This window comes from Streptomyces sp. NPDC058674 (assembly GCF_042716505.1).
Classification (GTDB): Bacteria; Actinomycetota; Actinomycetes; order Streptomycetales; family Streptomycetaceae; genus Streptomyces.
This window is the reverse complement of record NZ_JBHXSC010000008.1, coordinates 40,099-57,234: the sequence shown is the minus strand read 5'-3', so window position 1 is coordinate 57,234 and position 17,136 is coordinate 40,099. Positions and strand designations below refer to the sequence as shown.

The following is a 17,136-nucleotide window of genomic DNA, read 5'->3' as shown; positions in this document are numbered from 1 at the left end:
CGGCGGGGGGTCTGCGTGGGGGCGGCGCCCCCCAAACCCCCCCCGGGGGGGGGGGTTCGGCCCCGGGTGGGCCCCCCTTCCTGGGGGGGGGGCCCGGGGGGGGGGGGCCCGGCGGGCCCGGCCGGCCCCCGCACGCCGTCAGACGGTTACTTCGGGCCGAAGGTGAGGACCAGCTTGGGAGTGCCCTCCGCCGCGGTCGACTCCGCGGACCAGATCCACAGCGGGTCGGTGCCCGTGCTCGTCAGGCCCAGGCTGTAGCTGCTGCCCAGGACCGCGGAGACCGCGGCCGTGTCCAGCTCGACGGTGTGGGCCGCCGAGCCGTCCGGCACGCCCGCGATGGTGCCGAGCGGGGTGGTGCCGAGGGTGGGCTTGGTCTTGAAGGTGGTGCCCGCCCCGCTCCAGGTGCCGGTGACCGGGACCACGGACACGGTGTCGGCGGTGCCGGCGCCCGTCTGCGTGGTGGTCTTGACCTGGAGGGACGCGGACTTCAGGACCTGTCCGGCCGGGGCGGCCGGGAGGCTGAAGCGCAGGTACGTCTCGTACGCCGAGGTGCCGCGCACGGCGAGCGAGGTGGACGCGCCGTAGGCGGTGCTCGGAGCGCCCTGGTTGATGTAGGTGTCCTCGGTCGCGGTGACCTCGGAGACCGACTCGGCGGGCGCCTTGGCCAGCTCGAAGTGGTTCTTGACCTGGGCCTGGGTGAGCGCCGTGGGGTAGACGGCCGTCTCGTCGATCTGTCCGGCGAAGAAGTTGCTCGTCGGACGGTTGGGCCAGCCGGCCAGGCTGTCGCCGCCGACGTGCCAGAAGCCCGCGAAGTTCTGCGTGCTGGCTGCGTTGAGCGTGCCCTTGCTCTGGCCGTCCACGTACAGCGCCATGCCGCCGGGGCCCTGGGTGGCGACCACGTGGTGCCACTTGTTGTCGTTGTACGTGTCGAACAGGCCGGTGGAGATGGTCCTGCTGGAGCCGTTGTAGGTGCCGAAGATCAGCCGGCCCGTGTTGGTCATGTAGACCTGGCGGTCGTAGGTGCCGCTGTTGCGGTCGGTGTTGTTGCCGAAGCCGACCAGCTTGCCGCCGCGGTTGGTGTTCGTCTTGAACCAGGTCTCGATGGTGAAGGCGGCGCCGACCGTCTGGCGGCGGTCGCTGTGGACCTGCTGGCTGGTGCCGTTGAAGCCCATGGCCGTGCTGGCGCCGGTGACGGCGCCGGGGCTCTGGCGCAGGGCCGGGGCGTTCAGCTGGATGCCGCTGGTGTTGCCGCCGTTGGAGGAGTCGGCGACGTACGGGCTGACCGCGTCGTCGTAGCGCCAGTACAGCTGGGCGCCGTCCGCGCGGACCTGGTTCGGGTACGGCTGGACCGAGGCCGGGACCGTCACCGCGGCGGTGGCCGACAGCGCGCTGGTGTTGCCGGCGGCGTCGGTCGCGGTCACGCGGTAGGTGTACGACTGGCCGGCCTTGACCGTGGTGTCGTTCCAGGAGGCCTGGGGACGCCGCCACTCCAGGGAGTCGGCGGTCATGGTGTGGATCGGCGAGACCGAGCCGTTGCGGTAGATGCGGTACGTCAGCTTGCTGTCGTCCGCGTCGTAGCTGGTGCGCCAGCGGACCTGGGCCTCACCGGGCTTGACACTGGCGGCGCTGGCCACCGGGGTGGTCGGCGCGCCGACGTCGCCGGTGGAGGCGAAGCGGGTCAGGCCCCACTGCGGCTTGCCGTTGATGAGGGTGAACTCGCCGCCGACCCACATGTACCTGACGTCGTTCTTCTCGGCCACGGCCATGACGCGCGGGCCGATGCCCTCGGTCAGCTCCATGCCGTCGTTGGCCGTGGGGTGCCACCCGAGCTTGCCCGGACCGCGCACGAAGCCGTCCACGGGCGCGGGGGCGGCGCCGTCGTGGTCGGTCGGCTGGGCCAGCAGGAAGTGCCGCTTGCCGTCGGGGAACTCCTGCTCGGTGGAGCAGTCGTGCGCGTGCGAGGAGCTGTAGAGCACTCCGTCGTAGGGCAGGACGAACTGGGTGGCGCCGAGGCAGCGGTCGCGCCACTTCTCGGTGAAGTCGCTGAGCTTCAGGCCGATGCGGCCGTCGAAGACGCCGCCGCCGGAGCCCTCGTTGCCCGTGTAGAAGCCGGTGTCGTCGGTGGAGATGTCCTTGACGACCGAGTTCGACGGGATGTTGGTGTAGGTCTTGGTGAGCGCGCCGGTGGCGGAGTTGACCACGGCCAGCGCGTGCGTGTTGGACCCGTTGACGGAGAAGAAGTCGCCGCCGAGCAGCACGTTCTTGCCGTCGGGGGTGACCTCGACGGCGCGGCCCGGCTCGTCGGCGTTGGCGACGAAGGGCTTCAGCGCGCCGGAGGAGGCGTCGACCGCGGCGAACCGCTCGCGGGTCGCGCCCTCCACGCTGAAGAAGTCGCCGGCCGCGTACAGGGTGTCGTCGGTCACGGCGAGCCCGCGCACGGTGGCGGCGAAGCTCGGGTGGAACGAGGCCTTGGGGGTGCAGCTCGCGATGTCGATCGCGGCGACGCTGGAGACCGGGGTGCCGTTGACGGCGCCGAAGTACCCGCCCGCGTACAGGGTCTTGCCGTCCTTCGAGACGACCAGCGCCCGGACCGTCGCCGATCCCTCGCCGACGGTGAAGGAGAGCTTGCAGGCGGTCGGGTTGCCCGTCGCGGCGTCGAGCGCGACGAAGTTCACGGCGTCCTGCTCGGCGCCCGCGGCGCCCTCGGGCGGACGCACCGCCGAGAAGGTCCCGCCGGCGAAGACGGTGCCGTTCGCCTGGGCCATCGCCCAGACGACGCCGTTCGTCTGCCAGGTCGGCAGGTTGTCGGCGGTGAATGCCACGGGCTGGGTGATGGCGGACGCCTGAGGCATCAGCACCAGCCCTATGCCGGCGCCGGCACCGGCCAGTGACAGGACGAGGGCAGCAGTCAGCCCTCTGGATCTACGCATGAGCCCCCCAGGGCAATCGCCCGGTTTGATGGCTGAAATTGTCCGAACAGCCATATGTACTGGGCGCAGACTAGGGCTCGCGCAGGGCCCGGTCACCTCACTTGACCCCTTGCATACCAAATTGGAATCAACAGGGTTCCGCAAGGAGGGTGCACTACGGACATACGGCAGGTTTGCCCCGGTCACGCGCGCACGAGACGGCGCGGATGACCGGGACACGACACAGGGTAGGGGAAGGGCGGGGCCTCAGCGGTCGATGCGGACCGTCACGCCGGCCAACTGGTCCTCCACCTGGCGGATGTCGGCGTCCACCATGATCTTGGCCAGATCCGCCACCAGGACCGTCGGCTTCCAGCCGAGCAGCTCCTGGGCCTTGGAGGCGTCGCCGATGAGGGCGTCGACCTCGCTGGGGCGCTCGTACTTGGGGTCGTAGCGCACGTGCTCGTTCCAGTCGAGACCGGCGTGGGAGAAGGAGGCCTCGACGAACTCGCGGACCGTGGCGGCCACGCCGGTGGCGACCACGTAGTCGGTCGGCTCGTCCTGCTGGAGCATCCGCCACATCGCGTCCACGTACTCCGGGGCGTAGCCCCAGTCGCGGACGGCGTCGAGGTTGCCGAGGTAGAGCTTCTCCTGGAGTCCGGCCTTGATCCGGGCGACCGCGCGGGTGATCTTGCGGGTTACGAAGGTCTCGCCGCGGCGCGGGGACTCGTGGTTGAAGAGGATCCCGTTGACGGCGAACATGCCGTAGGCCTCGCGGTAGTTCACCGTGGTCCAGTACGCGAACACCTTGGCGGCGCCGTACGGGCTGCGCGGGTGGAACGGCGTGCCCTCGTTCTGCGGGGGCGGGGTGGCACCGAACATCTCGGAGGAGGAGGCCTGGTAGATGCGCGTGTCGATGCCGCTGGCCCGGATCGCCTCCAGCAGCCGCAGGGCGCCGAGGCCGGTCACGTCACCGGTGTAGAGGGGCGCGTCGAAGGAGACGCGGACGTGGGACTGCGCGCCGAGGTTGTAGACCTCGTCGGGCCGTATCTCGCGCAGCAGGTTCACCAGGGCGACGCCGTCGGAGAGGTCGGCGTGGTGCAGGACGAAGGACCGGTTCGCGGTCTGCGGGTCCTGGTAGACGTGGTCGATCCGCTCCGTGTTGAAGCTGGAGGAGCGCCGCACGAGCCCGTGCACCGTGTAGCCCTTGGAGAGCAGGAGCTCGGCGAGGTACGAGCCGTCCTGCCCGGTGACGCCGGTGATCAGTGCGGTCTTGCCCATGGGGTCCCCTTGGTGGTGGTCGGTGCTGTTCGTTGTGGTGAGGCGGTGCCTCGGTGCGCGTGCGGCAGGCCCCGGCAGGGGGGCGCGCCGCGCGTACGGGCCACGGCCCGGGGGCTGGATGGGTACCGTACACGTCCGTTCGGGACGTCTTTGCAGGGGATTCCGGCCTCGACCGGTGCGGGCACGGCGGGTGCGGGCGCGGGGCCCCGGGGCGTGGACCGGCCCGGCTCCCGCCGGAGCGGACTGGCATCATCGGCGGTATGACAAGTTCGTTGCCGCTCCTGCCCCCGAACGCCCGCGTCTTCGTCGCCGGCCACCGCGGCCTCGTGGGGTCCGCCGTCGCCCGGCGGCTGACCGCCGACGGCCACGAGGTGCTCACCCGGGGCCGCGCCGACCTCGACCTTCGCGACGCCGCCGCAACCGGGGCGTACCTGAAGGACGTCCGCCCGGACGCCGTCGTGCTGGCCGCCGCCAAGGTCGGGGGCATCATGGCCAACAGCACCTACCCGGTGCAGTTCCTGGAGGACAACCTCAAGATCCAGCTCAGCGTCATCGCCGGCGCGCACTCCGCCGGCGTGCACCGCCTGCTGTTCCTGGGCTCCTCCTGCATCTACCCGAAGCTGGCCCCGCAGCCGATCAGCGAGGACGCGCTGCTGACCGGCCCGCTGGAGCCGACGAACGAGGCCTACGCCCTGGCGAAGATCGCCGGCATCGTCCAGGTCCAGTCGTACCGCAAGCAGTACGGCGCCTCGTACATCTCGGCGATGCCGACGAACCTCTACGGCCCGGGGGACAACTTCGACCTGGAGTCCTCGCACGTCCTGCCGGCCCTCGTGCGGCGCTTCCACGAGGCCGCCGCCGAGGGGCGGGACGAAGTCACCCTGTGGGGTTCCGGCACCCCCCGCCGCGAGTTCCTGCACGTCGACGACCTGGCCGCCGCCTGCACGGTGCTGCTGAACGGCTACGACGGCGACGAGCCGGTCAACATCGGCTGCGGTGAGGACCTGACCATCAGGGAACTGGCCGAGACGGTCGCCGAGGTGACCGGCTTCCGCGGCCGCCTGGCCTGGGACACCTCCAAGCCGGACGGGACGCCCCGCAAGCTGCTGGACGTGTCCCGCCTGACCTCGCTCGGCTGGAAGCCCGGCATCCCGCTGCGGGACGGCATCGCCGCCACCTACCGGTGGTGGCGCGAGCAGGGCTGATCCCACAGCGGCGGCCCCTCAGTACGCGCCGCGACCGTCGACGACGGCGCGGAGCGTGCGGCCCATGACGTCGACGTCACTGGTGAAGGACCAGTTGTCCACGTACTGCAAGTCGAGCTGAATCGTTTCATCCCAGGACAGGTCGGACCTTCCGCTGATCTGCCACAGTCCCGTCATCCCCGGCCGCACGGTGAGTCGGCGCAGCTCGACGTCGTCGTACTCCGCCACCTCCTCCGGCAGCGGCGGGCGCGGGCCGACCAGCGACATGTGGCCGGTGAGCACGTTGAACAGCTGCGGCAGCTCGTCCATCGAGGTGCGGCGCAGCAGCCGGCCGATCCGGGTCACGCGGGGGTCGCGGCGCATCTTGAACATCAGGCCGTCGTTCTCGTTGGCCCCGGCCAGCTCCGCCTTGCGCGCGTCGGCGTCCACGACCATCGTGCGGAACTTCCACATGACGAACGGCTCGCCGCCCCGGCCGATGCGGCGCTGCCGGTAGAAGGCGGGGCCGCGCGAGCCGATCCGTATCGCCAGGACGATCGCGAGGAAGAACGGGGAGAGCAGCACCAGCCCGATCGCCGCGCCCGCCCGGTCGAGGGCGGACTTGAGGAAGGTCTGCACGCCCCGGCTGACGGGCGGCACGACGCGCAGCATGGCGAGCCCGCCCGCGGACAGGGTCTCCAGCCGCTTGACGGATACCTCCACCAGTCCGGGGAAGACGGCCAGTTCCAGGTTGGCGTCGTGCAGGGCCCAGGCGACGCGGCGCAGCCGCTCCCCCGCGAACCGCGCGCCGGGGGCGACCAGCACCAGGTCGGCGTGGTGGCTGCGGACGGCGCCGAGCACGGCCGAGGAGTCGCCGTGGGACTCCTGCGGCATCACCTCGCCGAGCCGGGCGGCGACGGGGACGCCGCTGGTGAGGGGCCCGGATCCGACCGGGACCACGCCGACGACCACGTACGGGTGGTCGGTGCGCGCGGCCAGGTGGGCGATGACGTCCTCGGCGGCGTCGGGCTCGCCGACGACCAGGACCCGGCTGACGGCCTGGGCCTCCCGGCGGGCCGCGGAGAGGTGACGGTAGGTCAGTTTGCGGCTGGCGACGGTGATGAGCAGAGCGGGCACCAGGGCCCCGAGCGCGGACAGCCGGGGGGTGTCCTCCTCGGTGACCACGCGCGCCACGGCGAGCACGCCGATGAGAATCAGCCAGTCGTGTACGACCGGCAGGACACCGCGCGATTCACCGAGCGCCCGGGACGTGTAGCGGCGCCGCAGGGCCTGCACGCCGGTCCAGGCGAGCGCGGCGCCGATGGCGCAGTAGAGCGGCCTGACCTGCTGGGCGGCCGCGAAGACGAGCCCTACGGGAAGGGCTGCGCCCAGGACGTCGGCGGAGACTGCGGCGGGCAGGTACCAGCGGGCCTTGTCGCCGAGCCGCCGTGCGGGCACAGCGGACTCCAGGGCCGTTCTGGCCACTCTTTGCGCAGGAAAATGGACATGCCTCATGGGCCCCCCTGGCACGTGGTCTATGACGGCGGCGGGTGTCCTTGGCTTCCCCTGGCACCGGACATCTGCCGCACCGGGAAACAGTACGACAAACGCCAGTACGGTAAATGCCGTTTGCCGCAACGAGACCTCTTGTTGCCCAAGCGTTAGCAACCGGTACCAACCGCTCCGAATGCCGGGCGCATTTTCCGCCCACGCGAAGGTGAATGGTTCGGATACCGGATACGTCTCTTCGGACAACGGACCGTTTCCAGCCAACCTTTTGACGCGACCCTGACATCGCGCCGCGCAGCTGGCACTCTTCGACCGTTCATCGCACCAGCCCTGATCTGCCCGGAGGCCCACCCAGCCGCCCGGAACCCCCCTTGCAGAAGGAGTCTGCGTTGAGGTCCACCCCCCAGAGGCGTGCCACCGCGGCCGGCGCTCTCGTAGCCGCGGCAGCCCTGCTCGCCGTCGGCATACAGTCCGGTACCGCCACCGCCGACGCGACCGCGTCCCAGGCACGCTCGGCCACCCAGCCCAACCCGGGCGCGGCCAATGCCAAACTCAGCGCTTCGGAGCGTGCGACGCTCCTCGCCGAGGCCAACTCGACCACCGCGCAGGCGGCCAGGGCCCTCGGCCTCGGCAGCGGCGAGAAGCTGGTCGTCCGCGACGTCGTCAAGGACGCGGACGGAACCACGCACACCTCGTACGAACGCACCTACGACGGTCTGCCGGTGCTCGGCGGTGACCTCACCGTCCACGCGAAGGACGGCGTCACCAAGAGCGTGACCAGGGCGACCAACCACGAGATCAAGGTCGCGGACACCAGCGCCGCCGTCACCCCGGCCGCGGCCGAGGGCCAGGCGGTCGCCGCCGCCAACGCCGAGGGCTCCAAGGATGCCAAGGCCTCCAAGGCCCCCCGGAAGGTGATCTGGGCGGCCGAGGGCGCTCCGGTGCTCGCGTTCGAGACGGTCGTCGGCGGCCTCCAGCACGACGGGACTCCGAACGAGCTGCACGTGGTCACCAACGCCAAGACCGGCGCCAAGATCACCGAGTGGCAGGCCGTCGAGACCGGCACCGGCAACACCATGTACAGCGGCCAGGTCACGCTGGGCACCTCGCAGTCGGGCAGCACCTACACGCTCACCGACGCCGCGCGCGGCAACCACAAGACGTACAACCTCAACCGGGGCTCCTCGGGCACCGGCACGCTCTTCTCCGGCCCGGACGACGTCTGGGGCAACGGACTGCCGGCCAACCTCGAGACAGCCGGCGCCGACGCCCACTACGGCGCCGCGGTCACGTGGGACTACTACAAGAACGTGCACGGCCGCAACGGCCTGCGCAACGACGGCGTGGCCCCGTACACCCGGGTCCACTACGGCAACAACTACGTGAACGCCTTCTGGCAGGACTCCTGCTTCTGCATGACGTACGGCGACGGTGACGGCAACGCCAAGCCCCTCACCTCCACCGACGTGGCCGCGCACGAGATGACGCACGGCCTGACCTCGGTCACCGGCAACATGACCTACAGCGGCGAGCCCGGCGGCCTCAACGAGGCGACCTCCGACATCATGGCGGCGGCCGTCGAGTTCCACGCCAACAACCCGCAGGACGTCGGCGACTACAACGTCGGCGAGAAGATCGACATCCGCGGCAACGGCACCCCGCTGCGCTACATGGACAAGCCGAGCAAGGACGGCTCGTCCAAGGACGCGTGGTACTCGGGCATCGGCTCGATCGACGTCCACTACTCCTCGGGTCCGGCCAACCACTGGTACTACCTGGCCTCCGAGGGCTCGGGCGCCAAGGTCGTCAACGGCGTGAGCTACGACTCGCCGACCTCCGACGGCCTGCCGGTCACCGCGATCGGCCGGGACGCCGCCTCGAAGATCTGGTTCCGCGCGCTGACGGTCGGCTACTTCAAGTCGAACACCAACTACGCGGACGCCCGCGTCCAGACGTTGAAGGCCGCGGCCGACCTGTACGGCCAGGGCTCGACCATCTACAACAACGTGGCCAACGCCTGGGCCGGCGTCAACGTCGGTCCCCGGATCGTCTCCGGCGTCACCGTCAACCCGATCGCCAACCAGAACACCCAGGTGGGCGGCGCGGTGAGCCTGCAGGTCCAGGCCACCAGCACCAACCCGGGCGCGCTGAGCTACGCGGCGAGCGGCCTGCCGGCCGGTCTGTCGATCAACTCCTCCACCGGTCTGATCTCGGGCACGGCCTCCACGGCGGGCACGTCCAACGTGACCGTCACGGTGACCGACTCGGCGGGCAAGACGGGTACGGCGTCCTTCACCTGGACCGTCGGCACCTCCCAGCCGAGCGTCTTCGAGAACACCACCGACTACGCCATCGCCGACAACGCGACGGTCGATTCCCCGATCACCGTGAACCGCTCGGGCAACGCCCCGAGCACCCTCAAGGTGGACGTCAACATCCTGCACACGTACGTCGGTGACCTGAAGGTCGACCTCGTCGCCCCCGACGGCACCCTGTACAACCTGCGCAACCGCACCGGCGGCAGCGCGGACAACATCGTCCAGTCCTTCACCGTGAACGCCTCCTCCGAGGTCGCCAACGGGGTCTGGAAGCTGCGGGTCGCGGACCTGGCCAGCGCCGACGTCGGCAAGATCGACAGCTGGAAGCTCACGTTCTGACCCCACGGGGCTGACGACGGCCACCGCTGAACGGCCGGAGCCGAAGCAAAGACCACGGGGCCGCCCGGGAGGAAACCTCCCCGGGCGGCCCTGTTCCATGGGACGGTCCACCGGCCCCGCCGCTCGGGACGGACCCGGCCGACGGGACGCCCCCGGCGGATCAGCGCAGCAGCACCCCGCCGCCCGCGTCCGCGTCCACCGGCCCGGAGACCAGCCCCAGCTCGGCCGGGACGGCCAGCAGCGGGTGGGCGGGCAGAATCCGCACGGTGTAGCCGAAGGGCCCGGTGCGGTCGAGGGCGAGCGGGCCCTCGTACACCCAGCGGTTCTCCAGGTCGGGTCCGCCGGCGGGCTTGAGCGGGAAGGCCCGCCCGTCGCGGATGACGTCCTGCGGGTCCACCCGCCCGGCGACGGCCTGCACCTCCACGTCCTCCGGGGTGAGCGCGTCGAGTGCCACCCGCACGCGCAGGGTCAGCGTCGCCCCGAGCTCGGCCGTGCCGTTCACCGGGGCCGCGGCGACGGCCTCCACGTGCTCGACGGCGATCCGCGGCCAAGCGGCGCGGACCTGCGCCTTCCACCCGGCCAGGCCGCGCGCCGCGTCGGCGGTCAGCGCCCGGTGGGCGAGCGCGGCCGGGGCGTACAGCCGCTCCACGTACTCCCGCACCATCCGGCCGGCGAGGACCTTCGGCCCCAGTGAGGCCAGCGTGCGCCGGACCATCTCGATCCACCGCACGGGGAGCCCGCTGCGCCCGACCCGGTCGTAGAAGCGGGGCGCGACCCGGCCCTCGATCAGGTCGTAGAGGGCGTTCGCCTCCAGGTGGTCGCGGCGGTCCTCGTCCGCGCCGAGCCCGTCCGCGGTCGGGATGGCCCAGCCGAAGTCGGGCTCGAACCACTCGTCCCACCAGCCGTCCAGCACGGACAGGTTGAGGCAGCCGTTCAGGGCGGCCTTCATCCCGCTGGTGCCGCAGGCCTCCAAGGGGCGCAGGGGGTTGTTCAGCCAGACGTCGCAGCCGGGGTAGAGCTTCTGTGCCATGGCCATGCCGTAGTCGGGCAGGAAGACGATCCGGTGGCGCACCTTCGGGTCGTCCGCGAACCGCACCAGCTCCTGGACGAGGCGCTTGCCGCCGTCGTCCGCCGGGTGCGCCTTGCCCGCGACCACGATCTGCACGGGCCGGTCCGGGTCCAGCAGCAGCCTGCGCAGCCGGTCCGGGTCGCGCAGCATCAGCGTCAGCCGCTTGTACGAGGGCACGCGCCGGGCGAAGCCGATGGTCAGCACGTCCGGGTCGAGGACGGAGTCCACCCAGCCCAGCTCGGCCTCGGCCGCCCCGCGCTGGCGCCATGACGCCCGCAGCCGGTCCCGCACCTCCTGCACCAGTTGTTCGCGCAGCACCCGGCGCAGGTCCCACACGTCCTGGTCGGGGATGTCGGCGACCGCGTCCCAGCGGGCGGAGCCGCCGACGGACAGCGCGTCCTCGGTACGGCCCGCGCCGATCTGGCGGGCGCCGAGCCGGACCACCTCGGGGGCCACCCAGGTCGGGGCGTGCACCCCGTTGGTGACGGAGGTGATGGGCACGTCGGCCGGGTCGAAGCCGGGCCACAGGCCGGCGAACATCTCCCGGCTGACGGCGCCGTGCAGGGTGGACACCCCGTTGGCCCGCTGGGCCAGGCGCAGCCCCATGACCGCCATGTTGAACACCCCGGGATCGCCCCCGGGGTAGGACTCGGCGCCCAGCTCAAGGATTCGGTCGACCGGGACGCCGGGCAGCTCCCCGCCGTCCCCGAAGTGCCGGGCGACCAGGGCGCGCTCGAAGCGGTCGATCCCGGCGGGGACGGGGGTGTGCGTGGTGAACACGGTGCCGGCGCGGACCGCCTCGACGGCGGCGTCGAAGTCCAGGCCGGGCTCCCGCTCCAGTTCCCTTATGCGCTCCAGCCCGAGGAAGCCGGCGTGGCCCTCATTGGTGTGGAACACCTCCGGGTCGGGGTGGCCGGTGATGGCGCAGTACGCGCGGACGGCGCGGACGCCGCCGATGCCCAGCAGCATCTCCTGGAGCAGCCGGTGGTCGCTGCCGCCGCCGTAGAGGCGGTCGGTCACCTCGCGGGCCGGCACGTCGTTGTCCTCGACGTCGGAGTCCAGGAGCAGCAGCGGCACGCGGCCGACGCGGGCCTGCCAGATGTGCGCGTGCAGGGCCCGGCCGCCGGGGAGGGTCAGCGAGACCCGGGCCGGGGTGCCGTCCTCCTGGCGCAGCAGGTCGAGCGGCAGTTCGTTGGGGTCGAGCACCGGATAGTGCTCCTGCTGCCAGCCGTCGCGGGAGAGCGACTGGCGGAAGTAGCCGTGGCGGTAGAGGAGGCCCACTCCGATGAGGGGGACGCCGAGGTCGCTGGCGGCCTTGAGGTGGTCTCCGGCCAGGATGCCGAGGCCGCCGGAGTACTGGGGCAGGGCGGCGGTGATACCGAACTCGGGCGAGAAGTAGGCGATGCCGGCGGGCAGCGTGCCCGCGGACTCCTGTCCCTGGCCCTGGTACCACCTCCCGCCGTTGACGTAGTCGTCGAGGTCGGCGGCGACGACGGCGAGCCGCCGCAGGAACCGCCGGTCGGCGGCCAGCTCGGCGAGCCGGGCGGCTGAGACGGCGCCGAGCAGGCGGACGGGGTCGCCGCCGGCGGCCTGCCAGCCCTCGGGGTCGACGGATTGGAAGAGTTCGCGGGTCTCGGCATGCCACGACCAGCGCAGATTGCGCGCGAGGTCGGTCAGCGGCAGCAGGGTCTCCGGGAGGACGGGGCGCACGGTGAATCGACGGATAGCCTTCACACGTTCCACCTTCGCAGGGGATTGCGGATCGGAGCGGCCGCACCACGCTGTGCACCCGCGCATCACCCCCGGAAGGCTAGCGAGCCGGCCGCCTCCCGGCCATGGCGCCTCGAGTGCCCCTCGACGCCCCCTCTTGACGGCCCGCCGGCCCGTCGGTCCGGCGCCCGGCCCCACCGCGCGCCCGCCCCGGGGGCGGGACCGCACGCAGCCGCGGGCCCCGGCCCGCGGCTGCGTGCGGTATCCGGTCGAGCTGGAGCGCACCCACGGAGCCGCCGGCGGTCCGCGACCGGGCCCCGCTCCGCCCGCGGCGGGGCCCGGAGCACCACGTACCGGCGAGCGCGCCGCCCCGTGCGGGGGTGTCCCGGGCCGGCGGGAGGCGGATCGGGGGGTGGCCGGGAAGCACCGGTCCGGGGGGCGGCCGCGGCGGGCCGCGCATGCGGGGGCGGCCGCAGGGAAACCGAGAGGGGGACCAGGGCGCCGTCGCGCCGGTGGGCCGCTCGCCGAGCACGCGGGCCGAGCAGGCCGTCCCCGTCCCCCGGCGCCCACGCCCGCCGCTCGCGCCGTTCACGGCGCGGGGCCACCGGGTCCGGGAGGAGGGCGCTCACGATCCGGCCCACGAGAACGGCGATCACAGTCCCGTCACCCCGCCCGTACCCGGGGCGCGCAAGGCCCGTGGGGCCCGTGAGCCAGGCCTGACGGAGGGTGCCGCACCGCACGTCGACCGCCCGCCCCGACCTGACGGAGCGTCGGCGGACGTCGTTTCCGGTGCCGGATGTCACCCCTGCACCTACGTACGAGTAGTTAACCAGCGAGCCGGGTTGGGCGGGGTGAGAGTGGGAAGGGCTCCCCGGGTACGCGTGGTGCACGCACGGCGCACCCGCCCCCGACCTCTCCCCGCCACCCGAGTGAACGCGGACAGGAGCGGCCATGCCCGCAGCCCAGCCGTCTTCCGAGCGGCTAGAAACAGAGCGAACAGAGCGTGCACTACCAGCCGTGATGCCGGCTGGCCTGTTGTCACCGAGCCCCGCGAACTGCCCCCAGGTGATCCCATCATGATCGGTCGCATTCCCGTGCTGGACGTCCGCCCCGCCGTCGACTGCGGCGCCAGACCCGCCAAGGCGGTGGTGGACGAGGTCTTCGAGGTCTCGGCCACCGTGTTCCGCGAGGGACACGACGCCGTCGCCGCCCACGTGGTCCTACGAGATCCGAGCGGGCGGCTGCGGCCCCCCGTGCCCCTGCGCGAGCTCGCCCCCGGTACCGACCGGTGGGGCGCCCGCGTGTCCGCCGACACCGAGGGGAGGTGGACGTACACCGTCGAGGCCTGGAGCGATCCGGTGGCCACCTGGCGGGCGCACGCGGCGATCAAGATCCCGGCCGGGATCGACACCGGGCTGGTGCTGCTGGAGGGAGCCGAGCTGCTCGCCCGGGCCGGCGCCAAGATTCCCAAGCGGGACGGCCGTGCGGCCGTGCTGGGCGCCGCCGGAATCCTGCGGGACGAGGACCGGCCGGTCGCCGAGCGGTACGCGGCCGCCCTCGACCCCGCCGTGGACGCCGCGCTCGCGAGGCGCCCGTACCGGGAGCTGGTGAGCGCCGCCAAGCCGATGTCCCTGCTGGTCGAGCGCAAGCGGGCCCTCTTCGGCTCCTGGTACGAGATGTTCCCCCGGTCGGAGGGGGCCGTGCTCGAACCGGGCGCGGCGCCGGTCGGCGGGACCTTCCGGACGGCCGCGGAGCGGCTGCCCGCGGTCGCCGGGATGGGCTTCGACGTGGTGTACCTGCCTCCGATCCACCCCATCGGCTCCACGTACCGCAAGGGTCCGAACAACACCCTGTCGGCGGGCAGTTGGGATCCCGGCGTGCCCTGGGCCATCGGTTCCACGGAGGGCGGGCACGACGCCGTCCACCCCGAGCTCGGCACCATGGAGGACTTCGACGCCTTCGTCGCGCGCGCCCGCGAGCTGGGCATGGAGATCGCGCTGGACTTCGCCCTCCAGTGCTCCCCGGACCATCCCTGGGTGGAGAAGCACCCGGAGTGGTTCCGCCACCGCGCCGACGGGACGATCGCGTACGCCGAGAACCCGCCGAAGAAGTACCAGGACATCTATCCGATCCACTTCGACACCGACATGGCCGGGATCGTTCAGGAGACGGTGCGTATCCTGCGGCACTGGATGGACCACGGCGTACGGATCTTCCGGGTCGACAATCCGCACACCAAGCCTGTCGTCTTCTGGCAGAAGGTGATCGCGGACATCAACAAGTCCGACCCTGACGTGATCTTCCTCGCCGAGGCCTTCACCCGCCCCGCGATGATGCGCGCGCTCGCCGCCGTCGGCTTCCAGCAGTCGTATACGTACTTCACCTGGCGCAACACCAAGGCCGAGCTGACGGAGTACCTGACCGAGCTGTCCGGCACCCGGTCGGCCTCCGTCATGCGGCCGAATTTCTTCGTCAACACCCCGGACATCCTGCACGCGTACCTTCAGCACGGCGGCCGGCCGGCCTTCGAGGTGCGCGCGGTCCTCGCCGCCACCCTCTCCCCCGCCTGGGGCGTCTACGCCGGGTACGAACTCTGCGAGAACACCCCGGTGCGGGAGGGCAGCGAGGAGTACCTGAACTCCGAGAAGTACGAGTTCCGGCCACGCGACTGGGCCGCCGCCGAGCGCGACGGCACCACCATCGCCCCGCTGATCACGGCGCTGAACCAACTGCGCCGCCGCAATCCCGCCCTCCAGCAGCTGCGCGACATCCACTTCCATCCGACCGACAACGAACAGGTGATCGCCTATTCGAAGCACGCCGGAGCCAATTCCGTACTGGTGGTCGTCAACCTCGATCCGCACCACACCCAGGAGGCGACGGTCTCGTTGGACATGCCGGTACTCGGCCTCGACTGGCACGGGTCCCTCGCGGTGCGCGACGAGCTCACCGGCGAGACCTATCACTGGGGCAGGGCGAACTACGTGCGTCTAGAGCCGGGCCGTACGCCCGCGCACGTTCTGGCCGCTCTGCGACCGTCCCCGCCCACCGGAGGGTCACCCACCACATGATGATCAACGATCCCGTCCACGACACCTTCGAGAACACCCCCGCCAAGGACCGCGATCCCGACTGGTTCAAGCGGGCGGTCTTCTACGAGGTCCTCGTCCGCTCCTTCCACGACACCAACGGCGACGGCGTGGGAGACCTCCAGGGGCTCACCGCCAAGCTGGACTACCTCCAGTGGCTCGGCGTCGACTGCCTCTGGCTCCCGCCGTTCTTCGCCTCGCCCCTCCGCGACGGGGGCTACGACGTCTCCGACTACACCTCCGTGCTCCCCGAATTCGGCGACCTCGCCGACTTCGTGGAGTTCGTGGACGCCGCGCACCAGCGCGGCATGCGAGTGATCATCGACTTCGTCATGAACCACACGAGCGACCAGCACGAGTGGTTCCAGCAGTCGCGCAAGGACCCCGAGGGCCCGTACGGCGACTACTACATGTGGGCCGACAACGACAAGCAGTACCAGGACGCCCGCATCATCTTCGTCGACACCGAGACCTCGAACTGGACGTACGACCCGCTGCGCAAGCAGTACTACTGGCACCGCTTCTTCTCCCACCAGCCGGACCTCAACTACGAGAACCCGGCCGTGGTGGAGGAGATCGTCTCGGCGCTGCGCTTCTGGCTGGACCTCGGCATCGACGGCTTCCGCCTCGACGCCGTGCCCTACCTGTACGCCGAGGAGGGCACCAACTGCGAGAACCTGCCGCGCACCCACGCCCTCCTCAAGCGGGTCCGCGCCGAGATCGACGCGCACTACCCGGACACCGTCCTGCTCGCCGAGGCCAACCAGTGGCCCGAGGACGTCGTCGACTACTTCGGCGACTTCTCGAAGGGCGGGGACGAATGCCACATGGCCTTCCACTTCCCCGTCATGCCGCGCATCTTCATGGCCGTGCGGAGGGAGTCCCGCTACCCCGTCTCCGAGATCCTGGCCAAGACCCCGGCGATCCCGGAGCGCTGCCAGTGGGGCATCTTCCTGCGCAACCACGACGAGCTCACCCTCGAGATGGTCACGGACGAAGAGCGCGACTACATGTACGCCGAGTACGCCAAGGACCCGCGGATGCGGGCCAACATCGGCATCCGGCGCCGGCTCGCCCCGCTCCTGGACAACGACCGCAACCAGATGGAGCTGTTCACCGCCCTCCTGCTGTCGCTGCCCGGCTCGCCGGTCCTGTACTACGGCGACGAGATCGGCATGGGCGACAACATCTGGCTCGGCGACCGCGACGGCGTGCGCACGCCCATGCAGTGGACCCCGGACCGCAACGCCGGTTTCTCCTCCTGCGATCCGGGCAGGCTGAACCTGCCGGTCATCATGGACCCGGTCCACGGGTACCAGGTCACCAACGTCGAGGCGGCCATGGCGTCGCCCTCCTCGCTGCTGCACTGGACCCGCCGGATGATCGAAGTCCGCAAGGCGAACCCCGCCTTCGGACTGGGCTCGTACACGGAACTGCCGTCGTCGAACCCGGCGGTACTGGCATTCCTCCGTGAGCACGGGGACGACCTGGTGCTGTGCGTGCACAACTTCTCGCGCTTCGCGCAGCCCACCGAGCTGGACCTGCGGTCGTTCAACGGACGGGTACCGGTGGAGCTCACGGGCGACGTGCGCTTCCCGCCGATCGGCGAGTGGCCGTACCTGCTGACCCTGGCGGGGCACGGCTTCTACTGGTTCCGGCTCCGCAACGAGACGCGCACCGAAAAGCGAACCGAGCTGCGCGCCGAGCAGTAGCCGACCGTCGAAGCGG

Annotated in this window: 8 protein-coding genes; 4 read left to right on the top strand and 4 right to left on the bottom strand. The window is 71.4% G+C overall.

What is annotated here, in order from left to right:
* Positions 1 to 146 precede the first annotated feature (146 nt).
* Positions 147 to 2,930 carry a DNRLRE domain-containing protein gene (locus tag ACFWU6_RS06680; protein ID WP_383809436.1) on the bottom strand — a complete coding sequence of 928 codons (2,784 nt, stop codon included), beginning with the start codon at positions 2,928 to 2,930 and terminating at the stop codon, positions 147 to 149.
* Between the two features lie 246 nt (positions 2,931 to 3,176).
* On the bottom strand, positions 3,177 to 4,190 hold the full coding sequence (gene gmd / locus ACFWU6_RS06675; protein WP_383809434.1) for a GDP-mannose 4,6-dehydratase: 1,014 nt from the start codon (positions 4,188 to 4,190) through the stop codon (positions 3,177 to 3,179).
* Positions 4,191 to 4,450: 260 nt separating this feature from the next.
* Between gmd and ACFWU6_RS06670 the strand changes: the two genes are divergently transcribed.
* Positions 4,451 to 5,395, top strand: a complete 945-nt coding sequence (locus ACFWU6_RS06670) for a GDP-L-fucose synthase family protein (RefSeq protein WP_383809432.1) — start codon at positions 4,451 to 4,453, stop codon at positions 5,393 to 5,395.
* Positions 5,396 to 5,413: 18 nt separating this feature from the next.
* Here ACFWU6_RS06670 and ACFWU6_RS06665 read toward each other — a convergent pair whose 3' ends face one another.
* A complete protein-coding gene (locus tag ACFWU6_RS06665) occupies positions 5,414 to 6,889 on the bottom strand; it encodes a sugar transferase (protein ID WP_383978950.1) in 1,476 nt (491 codons plus the stop codon).
* Between the two features lie 383 nt (positions 6,890 to 7,272).
* Between ACFWU6_RS06665 and ACFWU6_RS06660 the strand changes: the two genes are divergently transcribed.
* Positions 7,273 to 9,540, top strand: a complete 2,268-nt coding sequence (locus ACFWU6_RS06660) for a M4 family metallopeptidase (RefSeq protein WP_383809426.1) — start codon at positions 7,273 to 7,275, stop codon at positions 9,538 to 9,540.
* A gap of 160 nt (positions 9,541 to 9,700) precedes the next feature.
* On the opposite strand, the gene glgP is transcribed toward ACFWU6_RS06660, so the two are convergent.
* Complete coding sequence (glgP, locus tag ACFWU6_RS06655; protein ID WP_383978947.1) at positions 9,701 to 12,343, bottom strand: alpha-glucan family phosphorylase; 2,643 nt, start codon at positions 12,341 to 12,343, stop codon at positions 9,701 to 9,703.
* Between the two features lie 1,052 nt (positions 12,344 to 13,395).
* Between glgP and ACFWU6_RS06650 the strand changes: the two genes are divergently transcribed.
* Positions 13,396 to 15,390 carry a maltotransferase domain-containing protein gene (locus tag ACFWU6_RS06650; RefSeq protein ID WP_383978944.1) on the top strand — a complete coding sequence of 665 codons (1,995 nt, stop codon included), beginning with the start codon at positions 13,396 to 13,398 and terminating at the stop codon, positions 15,388 to 15,390.
* On the top strand, positions 15,387 to 17,120 hold the full coding sequence (gene treS / locus ACFWU6_RS06645) for a maltose alpha-D-glucosyltransferase (RefSeq protein WP_383978941.1): 1,734 nt from the start codon (positions 15,387 to 15,389) through the stop codon (positions 17,118 to 17,120). The genes ACFWU6_RS06650 and treS overlap by 4 nt, the downstream gene beginning before the upstream one ends.
* Positions 17,121 to 17,136 lie beyond the last annotated feature (16 nt).